Source organism: Buchnera aphidicola (Schlechtendalia chinensis) (assembly GCF_001648115.1).
GTDB classification, from domain to species: Bacteria; Pseudomonadota; Gammaproteobacteria; order Enterobacterales; family Enterobacteriaceae; genus Buchnera_B; species Buchnera_B aphidicola_N.
Window position 1 is genome coordinate 134,655 of record NZ_CP011299.1, and the last position, 21,793, is coordinate 156,447.

16 protein-coding genes and 1 pseudogene are annotated in these 21,793 nt (G+C 25.6%); 5 read left to right on the forward strand and 12 right to left on the reverse strand.

The genetic code is table 11. The features are described from left to right. Positions 1-1,360 precede the first annotated feature (1,360 nt). Positions 1,361-3,439, reverse strand: coding sequence for a glycine--tRNA ligase subunit beta (glyS, locus tag XW81_RS00640; protein ID WP_075473939.1), 2,079 nt, complete (start codon positions 3,437-3,439; stop codon positions 1,361-1,363). Between the two features lie 27 nt (positions 3,440-3,466). After that, positions 3,467-4,357 carry a glycine--tRNA ligase subunit alpha gene (gene glyQ / locus XW81_RS00645; protein WP_075473941.1) on the reverse strand — a complete coding sequence of 297 codons (891 nt, stop codon included), beginning with the start codon at positions 4,355-4,357 and terminating at the stop codon, positions 3,467-3,469. Positions 4,358-4,571: 214 nt separating this feature from the next. Between glyQ and nfo the strand changes: the two genes are divergently transcribed. Both nfo and rplY read left to right on the forward strand, forming a co-directional pair. Next, entirely contained in the window at positions 4,572-5,408 is an 837-nt protein-coding gene (gene nfo / locus XW81_RS00650) for a deoxyribonuclease IV (protein ID WP_075473943.1), read from the forward strand. A gap of 130 nt (positions 5,409-5,538) precedes the next feature. Continuing rightward, a complete protein-coding gene (gene rplY / locus XW81_RS00655) occupies positions 5,539-5,823 on the forward strand; it encodes a 50S ribosomal protein L25 (RefSeq protein WP_075473945.1) in 285 nt (94 codons plus the stop codon). 227 nt (positions 5,824-6,050) lie between these two features. On the opposite strand, the gene XW81_RS00660 is transcribed toward rplY, so the two are convergent. Continuing rightward, positions 6,051-6,665 (reverse strand): DedA family protein, encoded by a 615-nt coding sequence (locus XW81_RS00660; RefSeq protein WP_075473948.1) that lies wholly within the window; start codon positions 6,663-6,665, stop codon positions 6,051-6,053. A 477-nt stretch (positions 6,666-7,142) separates the two neighbouring features. Here XW81_RS00660 and rsmA point away from each other — a divergent pair, with 477 nt between their 5' ends. Then, positions 7,143-7,940, forward strand: coding sequence for a 16S rRNA (adenine(1518)-N(6)/adenine(1519)-N(6))-dimethyltransferase RsmA (gene rsmA / locus XW81_RS00665; protein ID WP_075473949.1), 798 nt, complete (start codon positions 7,143-7,145; stop codon positions 7,938-7,940). 67 nt (positions 7,941-8,007) lie between these two features. Continuing rightward, a complete protein-coding gene (locus XW81_RS00670) occupies positions 8,008-8,835 on the forward strand; it encodes a symmetrical bis(5'-nucleosyl)-tetraphosphatase (protein ID WP_075473951.1) in 828 nt (275 codons plus the stop codon). Positions 8,836-8,856: 21 nt separating this feature from the next. On the opposite strand, the gene folA is transcribed toward XW81_RS00670, so the two are convergent. The 8 genes and pseudogenes from folA to ribF form a co-directional block, all read right to left on the reverse strand. After that, positions 8,857-9,345 (reverse strand): type 3 dihydrofolate reductase, encoded by a 489-nt coding sequence (gene folA / locus XW81_RS00675; protein WP_075473952.1) that lies wholly within the window; start codon positions 9,343-9,345, stop codon positions 8,857-8,859. Between the two features lie 65 nt (positions 9,346-9,410). Next, on the reverse strand, positions 9,411-12,641 hold the full coding sequence (gene carB / locus XW81_RS00680) for a carbamoyl-phosphate synthase large subunit (RefSeq protein ID WP_075473954.1): 3,231 nt from the start codon (positions 12,639-12,641) through the stop codon (positions 9,411-9,413). Then, positions 12,620-13,813, reverse strand: coding sequence for a glutamine-hydrolyzing carbamoyl-phosphate synthase small subunit (gene carA / locus XW81_RS00685; protein ID WP_075474422.1), 1,194 nt, complete (start codon positions 13,811-13,813; stop codon positions 12,620-12,622). The genes carB and carA overlap by 22 nt, the downstream gene beginning before the upstream one ends. Positions 13,814-13,916: 103 nt before the next feature. Then, positions 13,917-14,738 (reverse strand): 4-hydroxy-tetrahydrodipicolinate reductase, encoded by an 822-nt coding sequence (dapB, locus tag XW81_RS00690; RefSeq protein ID WP_075473956.1) that lies wholly within the window; start codon positions 14,736-14,738, stop codon positions 13,917-13,919. A 25-nt stretch (positions 14,739-14,763) separates the two neighbouring features. After that, positions 14,764-15,708, reverse strand: a complete 945-nt coding sequence (ispH, locus tag XW81_RS00695; protein ID WP_075473957.1) for a 4-hydroxy-3-methylbut-2-enyl diphosphate reductase — start codon at positions 15,706-15,708, stop codon at positions 14,764-14,766. A gap of 84 nt (positions 15,709-15,792) precedes the next feature. Next, entirely contained in the window at positions 15,793-16,284 is a 492-nt protein-coding gene (lspA, locus tag XW81_RS00700) for a signal peptidase II (RefSeq protein WP_075473959.1), read from the reverse strand. After that, the gene (ileS, locus tag XW81_RS00705) at positions 16,284-19,100 is read right to left on the reverse strand and encodes an isoleucine--tRNA ligase (RefSeq protein WP_075473961.1); all 2,817 of its coding nucleotides are present in this window, start codon (positions 19,098-19,100) and stop codon (positions 16,284-16,286) included. The genes lspA and ileS overlap by 1 nt, the downstream gene beginning before the upstream one ends. Before the next feature lie 22 nt (positions 19,101-19,122). Beyond that, a pseudogene (gene ribF, locus XW81_RS00710) lies at positions 19,123-20,068 on the reverse strand (bifunctional riboflavin kinase/FAD synthetase). A gap of 214 nt (positions 20,069-20,282) precedes the next feature. Here ribF and rpsT point away from each other — a divergent pair. Next, positions 20,283-20,546 (forward strand): 30S ribosomal protein S20, encoded by a 264-nt coding sequence (rpsT, locus tag XW81_RS00715; RefSeq protein WP_075473963.1) that lies wholly within the window; start codon positions 20,283-20,285, stop codon positions 20,544-20,546. A 72-nt stretch (positions 20,547-20,618) separates the two neighbouring features. On the opposite strand, the gene dnaJ is transcribed toward rpsT, so the two are convergent. Continuing rightward, positions 20,619-21,758, reverse strand: a complete 1,140-nt coding sequence (gene dnaJ, locus XW81_RS00720) for a molecular chaperone DnaJ (protein ID WP_075473965.1) — start codon at positions 21,756-21,758, stop codon at positions 20,619-20,621. Positions 21,759-21,793: the final 35 nt, after the last annotated feature.

Consider the following 21,793-nt stretch of genomic DNA (forward strand, 5'->3'; position numbering starts at 1 on the left):
TTTTTAATTTTGATTTGTATTTAACTTTTTTAACTTTAATAAATTTTTTAAGGACAAGATAGTTCTTGTATTTTGTAATATAGAGTGTTATTTGGTTCTGAAATTTTTGGTGATTAATAAAATTGAATTTAAATTTGAAATATTAAGTTTGTTTTTAATTTAAAATTGATATTAAAAATATTTTTTATATTAGTTTATTAAACATAATAAAATTTTTTCGGTTGTGTTTTAGAAAACATTATTCAAATATGATGATAAAAAGATGAAAATTGTGATGTGTTATGATTATTAATTCTAAATTTTACGATTTTTTAGTAAATTTTTAATTATATTATTGTAAAATTTTTTGGATTTTAAAATGATTTTGAGATAGAATAACTCTCATTATTAGTACAATAATAGGATTTCATTAAGTTGTTATTAATTCTTATTTTAAGAAATTTTAAAATAGTGTAAATGTTTTAGAATTTTTTATATCATTAAAAATATTGAGACAATATGACTTTATAGCAATAAATGTAGATATACATGTTATAGATTTTACTTTTGTAATGGATGATTTAGGTATATTTTTTAGTTAATATAAATTTAAATTATACATTAGTATTATTTTTTAACATTTTTAAGTGTGCTTAAACGTTATTAATGTAATTTTAATTATTTTATAGATGTAAAGTCTATTATATTATTTTTTTCATTAATTTTAACATTTTTTCTTAAAAAGGTATAGGAAGAGTAAAAAATTATAGGTTATATATGTGTGTTTCTTATAAAACTTGAAAAAGCTAGTTATTATCATAAATCATATTGAACATTTAAGTTCAATTTATACGTTAATTAAAATTTATAGATTTATATATTATATATATAAAAAATATATAAAATTTCTTATGCTTTAAAATAATTAGTTTTTTTGATTTTGTTAGTTATTCTTTATTTTTGATTATTTTTTTGCTATAGCAGTAAAATTAATATATTTTTTAAAAAAGTTTTTTTACATATTATTGTTATAATATTTACTTATTAAAAAATTTTATATTTCTAAAATTTTCAAGAAATTTAAGTTTAGAATTACGTGTACTAAATGTATTACTCTTATTTTTGGATAATGTTATTACAAAAATATTCTTTATATAATTTATTGCTTACAATTTTATTTTTTTAAAGTGTAATAAGAATTTTTTGATTTTTTAGCTACTACTTTTTCAGTAGCAGCGATATTATGTTTTTTTTAAATGAAGATATGAATTTTTTAAATATAATAAATTAGCACTTTATAAAAATCATATTATATTTTTAATTCACATTTTTTTATTAAACAAACAATATTGTTAGTCATTAATTAGTATATAATTCAGTTTTAATATAAAAATGAAAAGTCAGCTATTTTAAAAAAAAGGTTTTTTGCTTTTTTTAATATAGTTAATCGATTTATTTTAATAGAATAAATATCACTTTTTATCTGGATATTTTTAAAAAAGTTACAAAAAGGATCACATAACTTGTGGAGTTCTAGAAGTATGGAGTTGTAGTCCTTTTTTTCAAGATAAACCTCAATTTCTTTTTCTATTTGTATGAGTAATTCTATTATTTTTATTTCTTCTTTTTCTTTAACAAGTTTATAATCTATTTTTTCATATAATGTTTCTTTAGACGATATTAACATTTTAGAAATTCTTTTATGTGTTTTGATTAATGATTTTAATATGTTTGAGTTTGTTTTATTAGCAATGTTTTTTATTCGAAGATCTATATCTATTAATTGCATGTTATTGCATGACAATATTGATTTAATTATAGATGAGGTATAATTTTTTTTTATATATATAAAATATACTCTTTCTAAAACAAATATTTTTAATTTTTCTAATACTCTAGGTTTATTTTCTATATTTACATATATATCTAACGATTTTTTTAAAAGTTCTAATAGATTTATGAGTACATTATTTTCAAGAATGATCCGAATAATTCCAATAGTTAATCGACGTAAAGCGAATGGATCGCTATTTCCAGAAATAGAATTTTTTCCAATAGCAAATAAGCCTATTAATGTATCTGTTTTATCTGCTAGTGCTAAAGAATAAGAAGTTGGATCTTTTGGAACAGTGTCTTTTGAGAACCTAGGATAATAGTGTTCTTTAATAGCTATTGCAACGTTTTGTGATTCTCCATTGTATAGTGCATAACACATTCCAATTATTCCTTGCATGTCAGGAAATTCGAATACCATGTTGGTTGCTAAATCGCATTTACATAAATTTGTTGCTTGTATACAACTTTTTAAATCAGCATGAGTAAATTGTATTATCCAAGATATTAATTTTTTTGTTCTATTTATTTTTTCAAATAAAGATCCTAAAGAATTTTGAAAGATAATATTTTTTAGAAATGGTTGATATGCAATTAATGGTATTTTTTTATCTTTTTTTAAAAAAAATTCTGCATCAGAAAATCGAGAATGTAATATTTTAATATTTCTAAAAATAATATTTTTGGGATTTTTTGATGCAGTATTAGAAATAATAATAAAATTATTAGTAAGTTTATTATTGTTTTTATCATATATAGAAAAACATTTTTGTTGATGTTCTATAATATAAATTAGTACTTCATTTGGAAGTTTTAAAAATTTTTTTTTGAAATTAGCTAAAATTATAGTTGGCCATTCTGTTAATGATGTTATTTCTTCTAAGAAAATATCTTTTATCTTGATATAGCCTTTAATAGAATTAGCAATTTCTTCAGATTTTTTCTTAATATTGTTTTTCCGCAAAGAATAATCAGCAATAACTTTTCCAGATTTTAATAATGTTTCGGGATATTCATTTGCATTTAAAATATCTATTTTTATATTAGATTTTATAAAAAGATGTCCAAAAATTGATCTATTAATATGCAATCCTAACATTTCTCCTTTTATTACTTCGTTATCTAATAACATTACTATATTTCGAATAGGTCGAGAAAATTGTACATTAGATTTGTCCCATTTCATAAAAGTAGGTATGTGAGAAATATTTTTTATTGAAAAATCAGATATATTCAGAAGTTTTTTTTTAATGTCTTGATTATCTATTATTTTTTCATAAAATAACCATTCTTTTTCTTTATCTCGTATTCGAATTGTTTGATTTATTGTAATGTCTAGTTTTTTCATCCAATGTTTAGTTATTTGAGTGGGGTTGCCTGAATTATCGAAAGCACTTGTAATAGAAGGTCCTCTATATTTTTTTGTAATTTTTGGTATATTTATGCTCATTTTTTCTACTTTTACAGCTATTCTTCTTGGCGTAGCAAACCATAATATTTCTTCATATTTTATGTTATTTTTTTTTAATGATAGTTTCATGTTTTCAAAAAAAGATTTAGCTATGTTTTTTAGGGATTTTGGGGGTAGTTCTTCTGTTCCAATTTCTATCAAAAATGTTTTTTTCATATCTTGTTTTATCTCTTGTTTTGTTTTTTATATAAGTGGAAACCCTAAATTTTTTCGAAAATGATAATATTTTGAAGCAATATCTTTTGTAACATTTCGAATGTGTAAGATATATTTTTGGCGTTCTGTAGTAGAGAAAGTTTTTTTAGCATCTAATAAGTTGAAGTAATGTATTCCGTACAATGCGTGTTCGTAGGCTGGAAGTATTAGAGGTTTAGACAAATTTAATAGTTTCTCTGCTTCTTTTATATGTATTGTGTATAATTTACAGCAAATATCAGAATTAGGATATTCAAAATTGTATATAGAATGTTCTAATTCATTTTGAAAAAATAGATCTTTATAAGTAGTGTTTTTTTGATTGTTGCTCCAAGAAATATCGTATACATTTTTTTTATTTTGAATATGTAATGCAATTCGTTCTAAACCATAAGTTATTTCTGTAGTAATAGGATTACAACTGTGCCCACCCATTTGTTGAAAATAAGTAAATTGTGTAATTTCCATTCCATTTATCCATATTTCCCATCCCTGTCCACATGCTCCTAAAGTTGGATTTTCCCAGTTGTCTTCTATGAACCGTATGTCGTTAGTTTTTAAATTTATATTTAAAGCTTTTAGTGATTTTATATATATATCTTGAATGTTATTTGGCGAAGGTTTTATAATTACCTGAAACTGATAATAGTGTTGTAATCGATTAGGATTTTCCCCATATCGTCCGTCTGATGGTCTTCTTGATGCTTGTGTATATGCAATAGAAATAGGTTCTGGTCCAATTGTTCCAAAAAACGTTTTGTGATGAAAGGTTCCAGCTCCTATAGGTATGTCTAGTGGCTGAATGATTACGCAATTTTGATTGTGCCAATATTTTTTTAATGTCAGAATGATTTGATAAAGTGTTTTAGGATTTTGCATTTTTTTCCGGTTTAATTATAGTATTTTTATTTTATGTTTTTTTAACATTCTTTAGATTAAAAGAGTTCAATTAAAAATAATAAGTTTTGTACATTTCATATTATTCTAAAATTGATTCTTTTTATTGATAACATTTTACAATCAACTTATTGAAAATAATATTAAAAATATTTTTAGTTTAGAAAAACTGAAATAATATTTTAAAGGAATTATGATGAAATATATAGGTGCACATGTTAGTACATCAGGTGGTTTGGATAAGGCAGTTATTAGAGCAAAAGATTTAAATGCAAGAGCTTTTGCTATCTTTACTAATAATCCTTTAAGATGGACTACATCTACGTTAAAATACGAAAGTATTCATAATTTTAAGGATGCATGTAAAAAGTTTAATTATTCATCATCTCAAATTTTGCCTCATAGTGGATATTTAATTAACTTAGGAAATCCCTATAATGATAATTTAAAAAAATCTCGATTAGCTTTTATTGATGAAATAAATAGATGTCAAAGTTTAGGACTAAAATTGTTAAACTTTCATCCTGGAAGTCATTTAAATAAAATTAGTGAAAAGGATTGTTTGGAAAAAATTTCTGACTCTATTAATTTAGCATTAGAACAAACTAATCAAGTAAAATTAATTATTGAAAATACAGCAGGTCAAGGTACAAACGTTGGTTATTCTTTTGAACAACTAATTTTTGTTATTAACAAAATACAGGATAAGAATCGCATTGGCGTTTGCTTGGATACATGTCATTTATTTTCTTCTGGATATGATTTGCGTACAAAAACGTTATGTGAAAAAACTTTTAAAAGCTTTGATAATGTTATAGGACTTAACTATTTATGTGGTATGCATTTTAATGATTCTAAATCAAAATTTAAAAGTCGTATCGATAGACATCATAACTTAGGAAAAGGCAACATTAGGAGATTAGCTTTTAAATGGATTATTAAAAATGTTAATTGTGAAGGAATTCCAATTATATTAGAAACTACAGACAAAAAATTATGGAAAGAAGAAATCGCTTGGTTAAACTCATTATAAATGTAATATATGCTTTAGAAATTTAATATGTTAAATATATTTTTGTAAAAATAAATTTTGAAATTTATGAAAGTATTTTAACATCTTAAAAAATAAATAATAGTGTGTTAATTTTAATAAGTTGAGAGAAATGATAATTATTAATGTTGTTAGACGAAAAAAAGAAGGTACAAGTTCTAGTCGTCGTTTACGCTTGAAAAATAAATTCCCGGCTGTGATATATAGACATTTAGAACCTAACATCTGTATAGAATTAGATCATAACGAAATTTTTAAAATTATATCTAATTCTAATTTTTATGAAAAAGAATTAATTTTTATAATAGATAAAATAGAACATAAAGTTAAAATAAAATCTATACAACGGCACGTGTTTAAGTCTAAAATTTTGCACATGGATTTTTTTAAAATATAGCAATTATTTAAAAATCGGCACGTTGAATATTCTTATATGTACTAATGTTTAGTTATTAAGAATTCAATATATTTCGTGCCGATAAATTTTGGTTTTCAAGAATTAGTTGAATTTAAGCTTAATAGAATGATTTATTTTCTCTTATTATGAACTTTAAATTTTATATTTTTTGAGAGTATCATTCATTCGTACTTTAGAATATGCAAATATGTAATGTTAAATTATTATTAATATTTATTTTTTTTTAATATTTTCCAAATTTTCCATAAAATTAACCAAATTAATATAGCAGATATAATTAAAAAAATTTTGAAGTATGGGTTATTTTTAATTTTTATAGTGTTGATTGCTATTCCAGCTATAATTCCTGGGAAAAAATACACTGGAGGCCATAATATACATCCAAATATACTAGATGAAAAAAATTTTTTTAAAGAAATGTTAAGCATTCCACAAACCATAGGTACTAAAGGTCTGGTAGGTCCAACAAATTTTCCTATGAGAATTGTAAATACAGTATATTTATTTAGAGTACTTTGTATTTTGCACAGTGTCTTTTTGTTTCTCTTTAATAAATTAAAATTATTTAAATATTTTTTAAATTTCCAACCGAGATAATATGATATCGAATCTCCACATATACAACCGATAAATCCTGCTATCCAAGCTGGATAAAAATTTAATGTTCCGTTTCCAATCAGCGTTCCTAAAGCTGCCATAAATAAAATTCCAGGAAGGAATAAACCTACTAAAGCTAAAGATTCTAAAAATGCTACAGTCATTACAATAGGAAACGAATAAAAAATAGATTTTTTTATTAAATATAAAAACCAGTCTTCCATATTTTCTCGTTTTTTATTTATAAAATGTTTAATAGCGACAGAGTATATTGTGGTTTTAACAATATTTATAAAATTTAAAATAAACTTTTATAAATTTTTTATGTCAAATAATAATATTGATTTTTTAAATTGATATTTTATATATTTTAATTTTTTTTATTTTTAAGTAGAATTTTTATTTTTTAATAATACTTTAAATTTTAAAATTTTATTTAAGTTTTTATTTTTATTTTCTATATGGTATAGTATAAATAATTATTTTTAACCTCAAGAAAGTGTTATTTATTAATATTGCTAATATTTATTTTGAAAATTTCAGATTTTTTAATTATTTAAACAGTTTTAATATATAATTTTTTTACTTAATCGAGAAATGTATATTTTTATGATATAATTACATCGTTAGTAATTTTGTTAAATATATTTTAAAGATACATTGATTATAGTAATTTAATTTTTAACTTTTAATCAACTAATATGGCTAAATTGAAATATAATCATCATATTGTAAAAAAAAAGTTTGGTCAAAATTTTTTAATAGATAATGATATTATAAATAGTATTGTTTATAGTATTAATCCAAAAAATACAGAAACTATGATAGAAATTGGTCCAGGATTAGGTGCATTAACAAAGCACATGTACAAATATTTAAACAAACTGTTTTTAGTAGAGTATGACATAGATTTAGTTAATAGATTATTAAATTATTTTAGTGATGTAAAAAATTTAAAAATTTTTTTTAAAAATGCTTTAAAATTTGATTTTTCGCATATAGATAATAAATATTATAATTCTGTACGAGTTTTTGGAAATTTACCGTATAATATTTCAGTTTTGTTGTTACTTCATCTTTTTAAATACAAAAATATTTATGATATGCATTTTATGTTTCAAAAAGAAGTAGCAAATAGATTATTAGCTTTTCCGAATACGAAACATTATGGTAGATTAAGTATAATTTCTCAATATTTTTGTAATATAACACATTTATTTGATGTTTTTCCAGAATCTTTTAGACCGATTCCAAAAGTTAGTTCTACTTTCTTAAGACTATCTCCTTACCAAAAAAAAAAATATTATCTTAAAAATTTGAAATCTTTAATTAAAGTTACTTCTTTAGCATTTGGAAATAGAAGAAAAATAATAAAAAATAGTTTATTTGAGCTTTTTAGTGAAAATGAGTTAATAAATTTACAAATTGATCCTACATTGCGTGCTGAGAATATATCGATAGAGCAATATTGCAGATTGTCAAATTGTATAAGTGAATAAAAATTAAAATTTATATTTTATAGTAATTAACAATGTTTTTCAAAAAAAAAGTATTTTAGGTAAAAATATGAGTACGTATTTTGTAGGTGACATCCATGGATGTTACAATGAGTTAATGAAATTATTGGAAAAGGTTTCTTTTAACAAAAAGTTAGATTCTTTATGGGTTACTGGAGATTTAGTGAATAGAGGTTCTAAATCTCTTGAAGTTATGCGTTTTATTTCTTCATTAGGTTCTAGTGCACGTGTAGTTTTAGGTAATCATGATTTAAATTTGATCGCTACTTATGCAAATATTAAATGCAAAAATTTTAAGAATGACATTATTTTAAAGATTTTAGAATCTAAAGATATAGACTTTTTAATTTATTGGTTGCGGAAGCAACCTTTTTTACAAATTGATAAAATTAGAAAAATTATTATGGTTCATGCTGGTATTCATCCTTTTTGGAATGTTAAATTATCTATTAATTACTCTCAAAAATTGCAATACGTTTTGTGTGGTCATAATTATACAAAATTTTTAAAAAGTATACTCAATAGTTCTGTAGTTAGATATTCTGATGATTTTTCTGATGAATTAGAACTTTTAAAATTTAATTTAAATGTTTTTACAAAAATGCGATACTGTTATTGCGACGGAACATTAGACATGAAACATAAACAATCGCCTTCTAAAGATACATTTCCTATGTTACCTTGGTTCTCAATAAATAATGAAAGTTTAAAAGATTACTTTTTGTTTTTTGGTCATTGGGCTTCGTTAAAACATAATATTACTCCAAAAAATGTTATTTCTTTGGATACTGGTTGTTGTTGGGGAGGAACGTTAAGTATGTTTCGCTTTGAAGATCAAAGATGGTTTCGACAAAATTCTGAAATGAGTGTTAATTAAATTTAAGATCAATATCATTTTTTATTCTGATCGTTCTAATATTTGAAACTGGAAGTTATATTTGTTTTTTTCATTAATTTCGTGATTTTCTAAGAATATTTTATTCCATTTTATATGTTGGTATTTTGGAAAGTAAGTATCTCCTTTAATGTTAATTTTAATTTTTGTCAAATATAATTTGTTAGCATACGACAACATTTGAGAATATAATTGTCCTCCTCCAATAATCATTATTTCTTTTTTGTTTTTTGCTAATTTGATAGCATTTTGTATAGAGTTAGCGAAGTAAACGTTATTATAATTTTTTATAAATTTACGAGTTAAAATTATGTTTTGCCTCATTGGTAACTCATGTTTGATAGTATCCCAAGTTAATCTACCCATAATTATACTTTTATTTATTGTTTTTTCTTTAAACCATTTTAAATCTTTCGGTAAGTTCCAAGGTATTGAATTATTATTTCCAATTACTAAGTTTTCTGATATTGCTGCAATAATACTAATGTTCATAAATGTATCTTTTTAAAAATTTGAATTTATTGGATAGGATTTAAGTACATTTTATATTTAAATTATTATTTAAAATTTTTTTTATGCCTATCTTGTATAGACATTACGTTTTTTGAGGGATTCTCATTAATAGCCATGATAGTTGCATAAGCTCCGTTTAAAGTAGTATTGTAATGCACTTGATATTGTAATGCAATTTGGCAAATTGTTTTTGAATCTATTATTGCTTGGTTGCAATCGCTTGTATTAATAATATAAGTATATTCACCGTTTTTGAGTCGATCTTGTATATGCGGTCTCCTTTCATTTACTTTATTGACTATTCTGACTTGTATCCCATTGTCTTGTAATATTTTCGCAGTTCCTGTAGTAGCATCTAATTTAAATCCAATTTCTATGAGTTTTTTAGCGAGTTTTGAAATTTTTGCTTTATCGCTGTTTTTGACAGAAAGTAAAGCTCTTCCTGATTTTTTTATGCTTGTTTGTGCACCCAACATTGCTTTAGCAAAGGCTTCTGGAAAATTTTTTCCTATTCCCATTACTTCACCGGTAGATTTCATTTCTGGTCCTAGTATGGGAGCAGATCCAGGAAATTTATTGAATGGGAGTACAACTTCTTTCACTGAGTAGTAAGATGGAACAATTTCTTTTGTATAACCTTGCTTTAATAAAGTAGTACCAGTCATTACTCGTGCAGCTATTTTTGCTAGTGCGATTCCTATAGATTTTGAAACAAAAGGAATAGTTCGTGATGCTCGAGGATTCACTTCTAATATGTACACTATATTTTTTTTAATTGCGAATTGTACGTTCATTAATCCTCGTACAGATAGTTTAAAAGCAAGTTTTTTTACTTGATCTCTAATTATGTTTTGTATATTTTTACTTAAAGTATGTGCAGGAAGAGAACATGCGGAATCTCCAGAATGTATTCCAGCCTGTTCAATGTGTTCCATAACACCTCCAATTAAAGTATGAACTCCGTCACAAATAGCATCTACATCTACCTCGATTGCATTTTCTAAGTAATGATCTAATAGAATGGGACTTTTGTTTTTCGGTGTTACAGTGTTTTTAAAATATTTTCTTAAATCGTTTTCATTATATAGTACTTCCATGGATCTTCCACCTAAAACGTATGATGGTCTAATCATAATTGGATATTCAACAGATTTCGATTTTAGGATAGCATCTTGTATATTTATTACGGTAGCATTAGCAGGTTGTATAAGTCCTAAAGCGGACACAATTTTTTGAAATCTTTTTCGATTTTCTGATTTATCAATAGAATTTGGATTTGTTCCTATTATGGGGACTCCTTCTTTATCTAGTTGTTTTGCTAGTTTTAGAGGTGTTTGACCTCCATATTGTATAATAACTCCATGAGGTTTTTCTATTCTAACAATCTCTAATATAGATTCTAAAGTTATTGGTTCAAAGTATAATCTATCAGAAGTATCGTAATCAGTAGATACAGTTTCTGGATTACAATTTATTATAATAGTTTCAAATCCATCTTCTCTTAAAGCTAACGAAGCATGTACACAACAATAATCAAATTCGATTCCTTGTCCTATTCTATTAGGACCCCCTCCTAAAATGATAATTTTTTTATTATGATGAATTGGTTTAGATTCGCATTCATCCTCCCATGTAGAGTACATGTAGGCTGTTTCACTTTTAAATTCTGCCGCACAGGTATCAATTCTTTTATATACTGGATGTAAATGTAAATTATGTCTAATATTTCTAATTTCTTTTTCAGATTTATTGGTCAAAATAGAAATTCTTAAGTCAGAAAATCCTTTCCTTTTTAGTAATCTTAAGTACGAGTAATTAATATTTTTTATGTCTATGTTCGTAATATGAGTTTCTATATCTATTAGTTCCTTGATTTGAGCTAAAAACCATTTGTCAATTAGTGTTAAGTCAAATATTTCATTTATAGACATTCCTATACGAATAGCATCTCCGATATACCATAATCTATCTGATCCAGCTTCTCTCAATTCACGATGGATTTTTTTAATATTATCTGATGTATTATTAGTATTTTTTATTTTTTGGTCAAATCCGCTTGCGTTAATTTCTAATCCCATTATAGCTTTTTGTATAGATTCTTGAAAAGTTCTGCCAATTGCCATAACTTCTCCAACAGATTTCATTTGTGTTGTTAATCGGTCATTACATCCCGAGAATTTTTCAAAATTAAATCTTGGTATTTTAGTAACTACATAGTCCATAGTAGGTTCAAAAGAAGCAGTTATTGTAGATCCTATTAAGTCATTTTTTAATTCATCTAAGGTATATCCTACTGATAATTTAGCAGCAATTTTTGCAATAGGAAAACCTGTAGCTTTAGAGGCTAATGCAGATGATCTAGATACACGAGGATTCATTTCAATCACTATCATTTTTCCATTATTAGGATTTATTGCAAATTGAACATTGGCTCCTCCAGTTTCTACTCCTATTTCTTTTAATATCAATATTGATGCATTTCTCATTGCTTGATATTCTTTGTCTGTTAGTGTTTGAACAGGAGAAACTGTAATAGAATCTCCAGTATGTATTCCCATAGGATCAAAGTTTTCTATTGAACAAACAACAATGCAATTGTCCTTTTTGTCTCTCATTACTTCCATCTCGTATTCTTTCCATCCGATTAGAGATTCGTCAATTAGTAATTGTTTAGATGGAGATGTTTCGAATCCTATTTCACAAATATTTTTAAATTCTTCATAGTTGTATGCTATTCCACCGCCACTTCCTCCCATTGTAAAAGAAGGTCGGATTATAGCTGGAAAACCTATTTTTTTAATTGATTTTAATGCTTCAGATATATTGTGAACAATTTCCGATTTTGCGGTTTTTAGCCCTATCTTTTTCATAGATTTTTCAAACAATTTTCTATTTTCTGCTTTTTTTATAGATTTAATAGTAGCTCCTATAATTTCTACTCTATATTTTTTTAATATTCCATGATTATTAAGATCTATAACGCAATTTAGAGCAGTTTGTCCTCCCATAGTGGGTAGAATAGCGTTTGGTTGTTCTTTTTGAATAATTTTTAAAATTGTTGTCCAATGGATAGGTTCGATGTATGTAACATGCGCTATATCGGGATCAGTCATAATGGTGGCTGGATTAGAATTAATTAAAATAATTTTGTATCCTACTTCTTTAAGAGATTTACATGCTTGCGCTCCAGAATAATCAAATTCGCATGCTTGTCCAATAACGATTGGTCCAGATCCAAGTATTAAAATAGTTTTTATATCGGTACGTTTTGGCATTTTTCCCCTTTATTTGCAATATTATAATTGCAAGATTTTACAAGAGTTATAAAATTTTCAAATAGTGATAATGCATCATGTGGTCCAGGACTAGATTCAGGATGACCTTGGAAACTGAACGCGTTTTTGTCTTTTATACGTAATCCTTGTATGCTTTTATCAAAAAGAGAAATATGTGTTATTTCAATACTTTTAGGAAGATCTATAGGATTTACTGTAAAATTATGATTTTGAGAAGTGATCATAACTTTATTAGAACAAAGTTCTTTTACGGGATGATTTCCTCCATGGTGCCCGAATCTCATTTTTGTTATTTGTGCTCCATTAGCTAGAGCTAAAAGTTGATGTCCTAAACAAATTCCAAAAATTGGAATGTTTATTTTTAAAAACGATTTAATTGCATTTATAGCATAATAACATGGTCTTGGATCACCTGGACCATTTGATAAGAAAATACCATTTGGTAATAGTTTCATAGCTTCTTTAGCAGAAGTTTGTGCTGGTACTACTGTTATATGGCATTTTTGATTAATCAATATTTTTAATATATTTTGTTTAACTCCAAAATCGTATACTACAATTCGAGTTTTAGATTTTTTTTTGATATTTTTAATTGTTGGAATGTTGTTAATTTTGAAATTTTTATTATTTAATGTGTATTGGGTTTTTGTACTTACTATTTGTACTAGATCTATTTTTTTAGAATGACTTAGTTGTTTAAGTTTTTGTAATGTTTTAGAAATCTTAATTTTTTTGTGCGCAATAATACAACCGAGTTGCGATCCTGAAATTCTAATTATTTTTGTTAATTTTCGAGTGTCAATATCAGAAATTCCAATAATTTTTTTCTTTTTCAAGTATGTTAGTAAACTTCCTTCGCTTCTATAGTTACTCGAAACTATTGAGAGGTCTCGGATAATTATTCCATTTGCATAGACGATATTAGATTCACAGTCATTTTTATTAACACCAACGTTTCCTATATGTGGATAAGTAAATGTAATTATTTGATTTGAATAAGAAGGATCTGTTATAATTTCTTGGTATCCAGTCATAGACGTGTTAAATACTATTTCTCCAAATGTTTCTCCTGATATTCCTATTTGTTTTCCAAAAAATATATTTCCATCTTCTAAAATTAAAGCTGCATTTGATAGCGACGATGTATTTATATTCAAGATATTCTCCAACAAAAGTTGATGGATGTAAATTTCTTTTTAGTCAGTCTTCTTATGTTTGTGTATAATACAATACATTATTTCATATCAAATACATTTATATATTAAGTACATTAGACATATTAAATAATCCTGTTTTTTTTTGCAGCATTAACCATTGTGCAGCTTGTATAGCTCCTTTTGAAAAAGGTAACCTATTCGTTGCTTTATGTGTAATTTCAATTTGTTCTCCAGAATTTGCAAAAATAACTTTATGTTCTCCTACTATATCTCCAGCACGTATACTAGAAAATCCAATTTCATTATTTTTTCTTTTTTCTGTTCTGTTGTTTCTTGAATATATTGCCTTTTCGTGAAAGTTCCAATTCATGGATTTTGAAATGACTTTTCCTATTTCTATTGATGTTCCAGAAGGAGCATCTTTTTTTTCTCGATGGTGTATATCAACAATTTCTATGTCAAATTTTTCTCCTATAATAGGAGTAGTTTTCTTTAATAGATTTAATATTATGTTTATTCCTATACTATAATTTGGTGAAATTACAATCCCAATGCTTTTTGAAAATGTTTTAATTATTTTTATGTGTGCTTCGGAAAATCCTGTAGTTCCAATAACGATTTTTTTGTTGTTTAGAGCACAGAAATTTAAATTTTTTATTGTGTTATTAGGATTAGTGAAATCTATGAGTAAGTCAAAATTATTTTCTTTCGATTTTATAGAATCGGTAATCGAAATTCCGATTTTTCCTATTCCTATCGCTTTTCCTATATCTTTCTTAACTAAGTTATTTCCTTTTTTTACTATGGCAGCACTTAAAGAGATATCTTTGTAATGATTTGTATATAATTCTTTAATCAAATTTTTTCCCATTTTTCCTAGAGCACCTGAAATTGCAATTTTAAACGGTTGAATTTGCATTTGTTATCCTTTTAAAAAAATATTTTTACACTTGTATATTTTGTAATTCTTTTGGAAGGTCAAAAAGGATTTTTTCTTTTAATCCAGGCATATTTTGAACTTTTGTTTTTTTTATTTTATTAAGAGCTTTGATTACTTGTTTAATAGCAATATTGGGAGTAGATGCACCTGAAGCTATTCCAATGCTTTTGGTATTTTCATGCCATTGTTTTAAGTTTATTTCTTTTTTAGAATCTATCATGATTGAATATTTTCCTGACTTTTTTGCTAATTCAAAAAGTTGATTCGAATTAGAAGAATTTTTGGAACCTATTATAATGATCATGTCTGATATTTTTGATAATTTTTTTACGGCATTTTGTCGATTTATAGTTGCGTAGCAAACATCTGAAGTTTTTGAATTTTTTATGAAAGGATATTTTTTTTTGAGTTCTTTAATAATAGGATTTATTTTTTCTAAGGACAATGTAGTTTGAGTCATGTACATTAATTGTTTTGAATTTTTTATTTCGATTTTGTAGATATCGGAAATAGATTCTACTAAATGAATGTGACCATTCACATTTGTATATTGACCTAAAGTCCCTTCTATTTCTGGATGTTTTGAAGTTCCTATAAGTATAGCTTCGTAACCTTTTTTGCTAGCATTTTTTACTTCTTTATGAACTTTTTTAACTAATGGACAAGTAGCATCAATAATTTTAAGTTTTCTTTCTATAGCTTGATTTTTAAAACTTTTTGAAACTCCATGTGCCGAAAGAATTAGAATAGAACCACATGGAATAGAGTTAATATCTTTATTAAAAATTACACCTTTCGATGTTAAATAGTTTATTACGTGAGTATTGTGTACTATTTCATGATTTACGTAAATAGGTTTCCCCCAAATTTTTAGTGCTGTATTAACGATACTAATTGCTCTTTTTACTCCTGCACAGAATCCTCTTGGATTTGCCAAAAAAATGTTCATTTTAATTTTTAAAATAGTAGTGTGACTGTTGTATATTATTTATTATAAGTTTTAAAAAATATATAGTACAGTAAGATAAAGGAATTATATTTTTTCTTTTATGAAAAATAAAATATGTAATATTATAATACTTCCTAAAAAAATGCTAATATCTGCTATATTGAAAGTACCGAAGTACCAATTTTTAATATGAATGTCGATAAAATCTATTACAAATCCGAAACGTAATCTATCTATTATATTTCCAATTGCTCCACCTATAATTAGTGCATAAGGAAAGTTGTAATATATTTTGTTTTGAGGAATAAACAATAGAATTTTTGAAATTATGAAAATAGTAATAATATTTATAAAATATAATACATACTTGCTATATTTGTTAATGTCTGACAAAAGACTAAATGCTATTCCATAATTTCGTGTGTAAAAAAAATTTATTACTGAAGTAAATTGTTTCGTCTCGTACAATGAAAAATTTTTAATTATCCATTGTTTGCTTAAAAAGTCTAGTAGTATTACTAGACTAGTAATCGTTAATAATATTAATGCGTTACTTAAATTTAATGGTTTCTTCATTATAAAAATTTACGTATTTCCCCAGATCCAATGGTATTCGCTAGACATCGTGTACATATTTTAAGGTTTATGTCTATATTTATGAGATTAGGAATAATATGCCAACATCGAATACATTTTATTCCTTCTATTTTTGCAATACTCGTTTTAAAATTTGGAATTAATGTGCTTTTTACAGCATAACTTGGAGCAGAAATATAATTTTTTATTTTTATTTCTGATGTTAAAAATAAAAATTTTAGTTCATCTTCTAGTAAATTTAATTTTTTTTCAACATTATCGTCAACATATAAGGTAATTGATGATTCTAGAGAATTTCCTACTTTTTTATTTTTTCTGGTGTCATCTAATATTCTGTTTACTTCGTTTTTAATGGTTAATAGTTCATTCCAATATTGGTTATTCATTAAATCGTGATCGTTTAGATTAAATAATTTGTCAAACCATTCTTCAGTAAAAACAAATTCACTTTTTTTTCCTGGTAGGTGATTCCATAATTCTTCTGAAGTAAAAGATAAAATAGGTGCTATCCATCTTATAAGGGAATTCAAAATTAAGTACATAGCACTTTGACAACTTTTTCTTGAAACATTTTTAGATGGTGTTAAATATTGTCTGTCTTTTATTATATCTAAATAGAAAGAACTCATATCGATAGAACAAAAATGTATTAAATGTTTTATTACATCATGGAAGTTGTATTTATCGTAACTATCAATTATTTTATGCTGAGTGTCAAGTGTTTTTCCAATTGCCCATCTATCTAATATTATCATATTTTCGGAAGATACCATTTCTTCATTCGGATTAAAATCATATAGATTTGCAAGAAGAAATCGAGCTGTATTTCTGACTTTTCTATAAATATCTGATGTTTGCTTAAGTATTTTTTCGGAAATAGATACTTCTTTAGAATAATTTGTAGATGCTACCCATAATCTTAATATATCTGCTCCGAAAATTTTTATTATTTCGTTAGGACAAATAGTATTTCCAATAGATTTGGACATTTTTTTTCCTGTTTCGTCTACAGTAAATCCATGTGTAATAACTGTACGATATGGTGCTATAGAATTGATAGCTGTAGATATTATAAGAGAAGACATAAACCAGCCTCGATGTTGATCTGATCCTTCTATATATATGTCTGAAACATTTTTATGATTAAATTTTTTATATATGTCTGAAAGCATGATAGATCCGGATTCGAACCAGACGTCTACAATATCTGTTACTTGGATATAATCTTTTGAATCTTTTTCTAATAATAAGTCTTTGTTTAAATTAAACCATGCGCTAATACCTTGCTTTTTTACATCTTTTATAACATTTTTTACGATTAATGATAACTTTGGATGAAGTTTTCCTGTTTTTTTGTGAAAAAATATAGGGATAGGTACTCCCCACATTCTTTGTCTAGATATACACCAATCTGGGCGAGTAGACATCATTTTAACCATTTTTTCTTTTCCCCAACTTGGAATCCAGTTTACTTTGAGTATTTGTTGTATACAGTTTTTTCTCAAATTTTTATGGTCCATTTTAATGAACCATTGCGGAGTAGCTCTAGAAATTATTGGTGTTTTATGTCTCCAACAATGTGGGTAACTATGTTTAAAGAATTCAAATTTTAAAAGAGAATCATTTTTTTTTAGCAGTTTTATGATGATTTCTATAGATTTAAAAATATTTATTTCATTCAAATCAGGGTGTATATCAGATATAAAATTTCCACATTTGTTAATGGTTTGTGTCATATCAATATTATGTTTCTTGCTAATATTATAATCATCACTTCCAAACTCTGGTGCTGTGTGTATCGCTCCTGTTCCTAATTCTAAAGTAACGTGCTTTGAGAAAATAATAGGAACACAAAAATTTAAAAATGGATGTATAAATTTTATATTTTTAAAGAGTTTTCCGGATATCGTTCCAAGGATTTCCCAAGTTGTTATTTTGCATCTTTCCATAGTTGTGTGGACGAGTTTTTGAGCTATAATCAAAATTTGATTTTTTGTTTGAACTAGTTGATAATAAAATTCGGGATTGATTGCAATAGCTCTATTTGCAGGTAAACTCCAAGGTGTAGTAGTCCAAATTACTATATATATTGAATTGTTTAAATTATTAGATATATTAAATATTTTTTTTATGGTATTGTTATCAGTAGTTTTAAACTTTACAAAAACAGATTCAGATGTTTTATAATGATATTCGACTTCTGCTTCTGCTAATGCCGAACGACAGCTAATACACCAGTTAACTGGTTTAAAATCTCTATAAATGTATCCTAGTCTAATCATTTTATACAAAGTTTTTATAATATTGGCTTCGTTTTCAAAATCCATCGTTAAATATGAATTCTTCCAATTTCCTAAAATACCTAATCTCATAAATTCTTTTTTTTGATTATGAACTTGGTCTTTTGCATATTTTCTACATTGATCTTGGAAATTGTTTAAAACAATTTTTTGTTTTTGTTTCTTATTTATTATTTCAATTTTATGTTCTATAGGCAGTCCATGACAGTCCCAAGAAGGAGTATAAGGAGCATCAAATCCTGACATATTTTTTGATTTAATTATAATGTCTTTTAAAATTTTATTGACTGCATGTCCAATGTGAATATTACCATTAGCATATGGTGGTCCGTCATGTAAAAAGAATTTTTTTTTGTTTTTTTTTGAGGATCTAATTATTTTATAAACATTATTAGTGTTCCATTTTTTAACAATTTCTGGTTCTTTTTGAGACAAGTTACCTTTCATAGAAAAGTTAGTGCGAGGTAAGTTTAAAATATTCTTATAATCAGCCATTTATTTCTCTTTTTTATAATATTTATTGCGTTTTATTTAAATGATTGTGAAAGTATGAGTGAGTTTTTTCAATATCGTTTTGAATTTGTATTTTTAAACTTTTGATTGAAGAAAAATGAATTTCATCTCGAATTTTTTTTAAAAAAATAACTTGTATATATTTTTGATATAAATTTATTGAAATATTTATTAAATGTACTTCAAGATTTTGTTGCTTTCCATTCATTGTTGGTCGAGTTCCAATGTTAGCTACTCCAAAAAATGTTTTTTTTAGTTTACATATAAACACTTTGACTATAAAAGTTCCTTTAATAGGAACTATTCCTTTCAAGAGTGCAATGTTAGCTGTTGGAAATCCTAGTTGAGTTCCATATTTATGTCCATGTATTACTTTCCCGGAAATGCTAAAATGTCTTCCTAACAGTTGTTTAGCTAATTTAAAATTACTATTTTGTAGCAATTTTCTAATTTTTGTACTACTAACTTTTCTATGTTGCACTTTTAGAAGTTCAGTTACATGCACTTCAAAATTGTATTTTTTACCCATCTCTTTTAAAAAAATGATATTACCCTTTCGATGAGATCCAAAACAAAAATTTTTCCCAATAGCTATAAAACATGCGTTTAACTTTTTAATTAAGATGTTAATTACAAAATCTTCTGGATTTACTAATGAAAAGTTATGATTAAAGTAAATACATAATATTGTGTCAATATTCCATTTAGATAAATATTTTACTTTTTCTCGAAATCTCATAATCCGAGAGGGAGGATTGTCAGGATTAAAATATTCTTGAGGTTGTGGTTCAAAAATTATGACAGTTATTGGTTTGTTATATTCTTTTTTTTTTGCAAAGTAAGTTTAATAATTTTTGGTGTCCTAAGTGTATACCATCAAAATTACCTATTGTTAAGATACAAGAACTTTTTTGAAACTTTAAATTATGTATATTTCGTATTATTTTCATAGTATTAGTATTTTTGAAATAAACGTTATATGTTTTGTTAGATAAAATAGTATATATACCAATTATTAATTCATTTATAATTTTTTTAAAATAGGTTTTTTATTCTTAAACAATATATTACGCAATGTATATTTTTCTTTATTTTACTATATTATAGAGTTTTTATGTATAATTTTAAATTATTTATATAACATTTTGTGAAGAGGCGTGAGTTATGGCAAATATAAAATCATCTAAGATAAGTTCAAGGAAATCTGAAATTAAAAGGCGTTTCAATTCTAGTAGGAGATCAAAAATTAAAACGTTCATAAAAAAAGTTCATGTTGAAATATCATCAGGGAGTAAAGATAGCGCTCGATTAGCTTTTTGCACAGTTCAATCTATTTTAGATAGATATGCTACTAAAGGTTTGATCCACAAAAATAAGGCAGCGAGGCATAAATCGAGATTGGAAAATAAAATAAAAAAATTAAATTAATATTTTACAAATTAGATAATGTCTAATTAAAATTTGCTTCCATACTATCTATAGAAGCAAATTTTTTAGAGTTTATTTAGTAAGATCATCAAAAAATCTTTTTACCCCTTCAAAAAATCGCTTTGATTTAGGACTGTTTTTTTCTCCTTTGAATCCTCCAAAGCTTTGTCCTAATTGATATAAGAGATGTTTTTGTTTTTCATTTAGATTAACTGGTGTTTCTACAACTATTCGACATATTAAATCTCCTTGTTTTTTGTTTCTAATAGATTTTACTCCTTTTTCCTTTATTCTAAATAGAATACCTGATTGTGTTTCTGGTGGAATTTTAAGTATTACTTTATTATCTAATGTTGGAACTTCAATTTCACCTCCCAAAGCAGCTACAGAAAAATTTATCGGAACTTCGCAATGTAGATTGTTTTCTTCACGTTCAAAAATTGGGTGTTTCTTAACAGAAATTTGTACATATAGATCTCCGGAAGCGGCTCTATTTTCTCCTGCTTCTCCTTCATTGTTTAAACGGATTTGATCATCTGTATTTACTCCAGGAGGAATTTTTACCGATAAAATCTTAAATTTTTCTAGCCTTCCATTGCCATGACACGTATAACAAGGAAACTGTATGATATTTCCTTTTCCTTGGCATTGTGGGCATGTTTGTTGAACGGTAAAAAATCCTTTTCTCGTTTGTATTTGTCCTTTTCCGCGACATCTTAAGCAATTTTGTGGTTGAGATCCAGACCTAGTACCGTATCCGTTACATGAAGAGCACTGTTGTAAAGTGGGGATTCGAATTTCTTTTATTGTACCTTTAACAGCTTCTTCTAAACTTAAATTCATGTTATAGCGTAAATCAGATCCTTTAGAAGGATTTGTTGTTCCTCGATTATTAAATATGTCTCCAAATACGTCACCGAATATGTCACTAAAATCTGAACTAGTACTAAAACTATGAGTAAAAGTGTTGTTATTTGGTTGTCCTTGTTCAAATGCAGCATGTCCGTATTGATCATATGTTGATCTTTTTTTTGGGTCGCTTAATATTTCATACGCTTCTTTGACTTCTTTAAATTGATTTTCGGCATTCTTATTGCCTTGATTTCTATCTGGGTGATATTTCATAGCTAGTTTTTTATACGCTTTTTTGATGTCTCTTTCATCAGACGACTGACTAACTCCTAAAATTTGGTAATAATCTTTTTTTGGCATTCGTAATTTCCTAGCTTAAAAAGGTCTTACGAGCA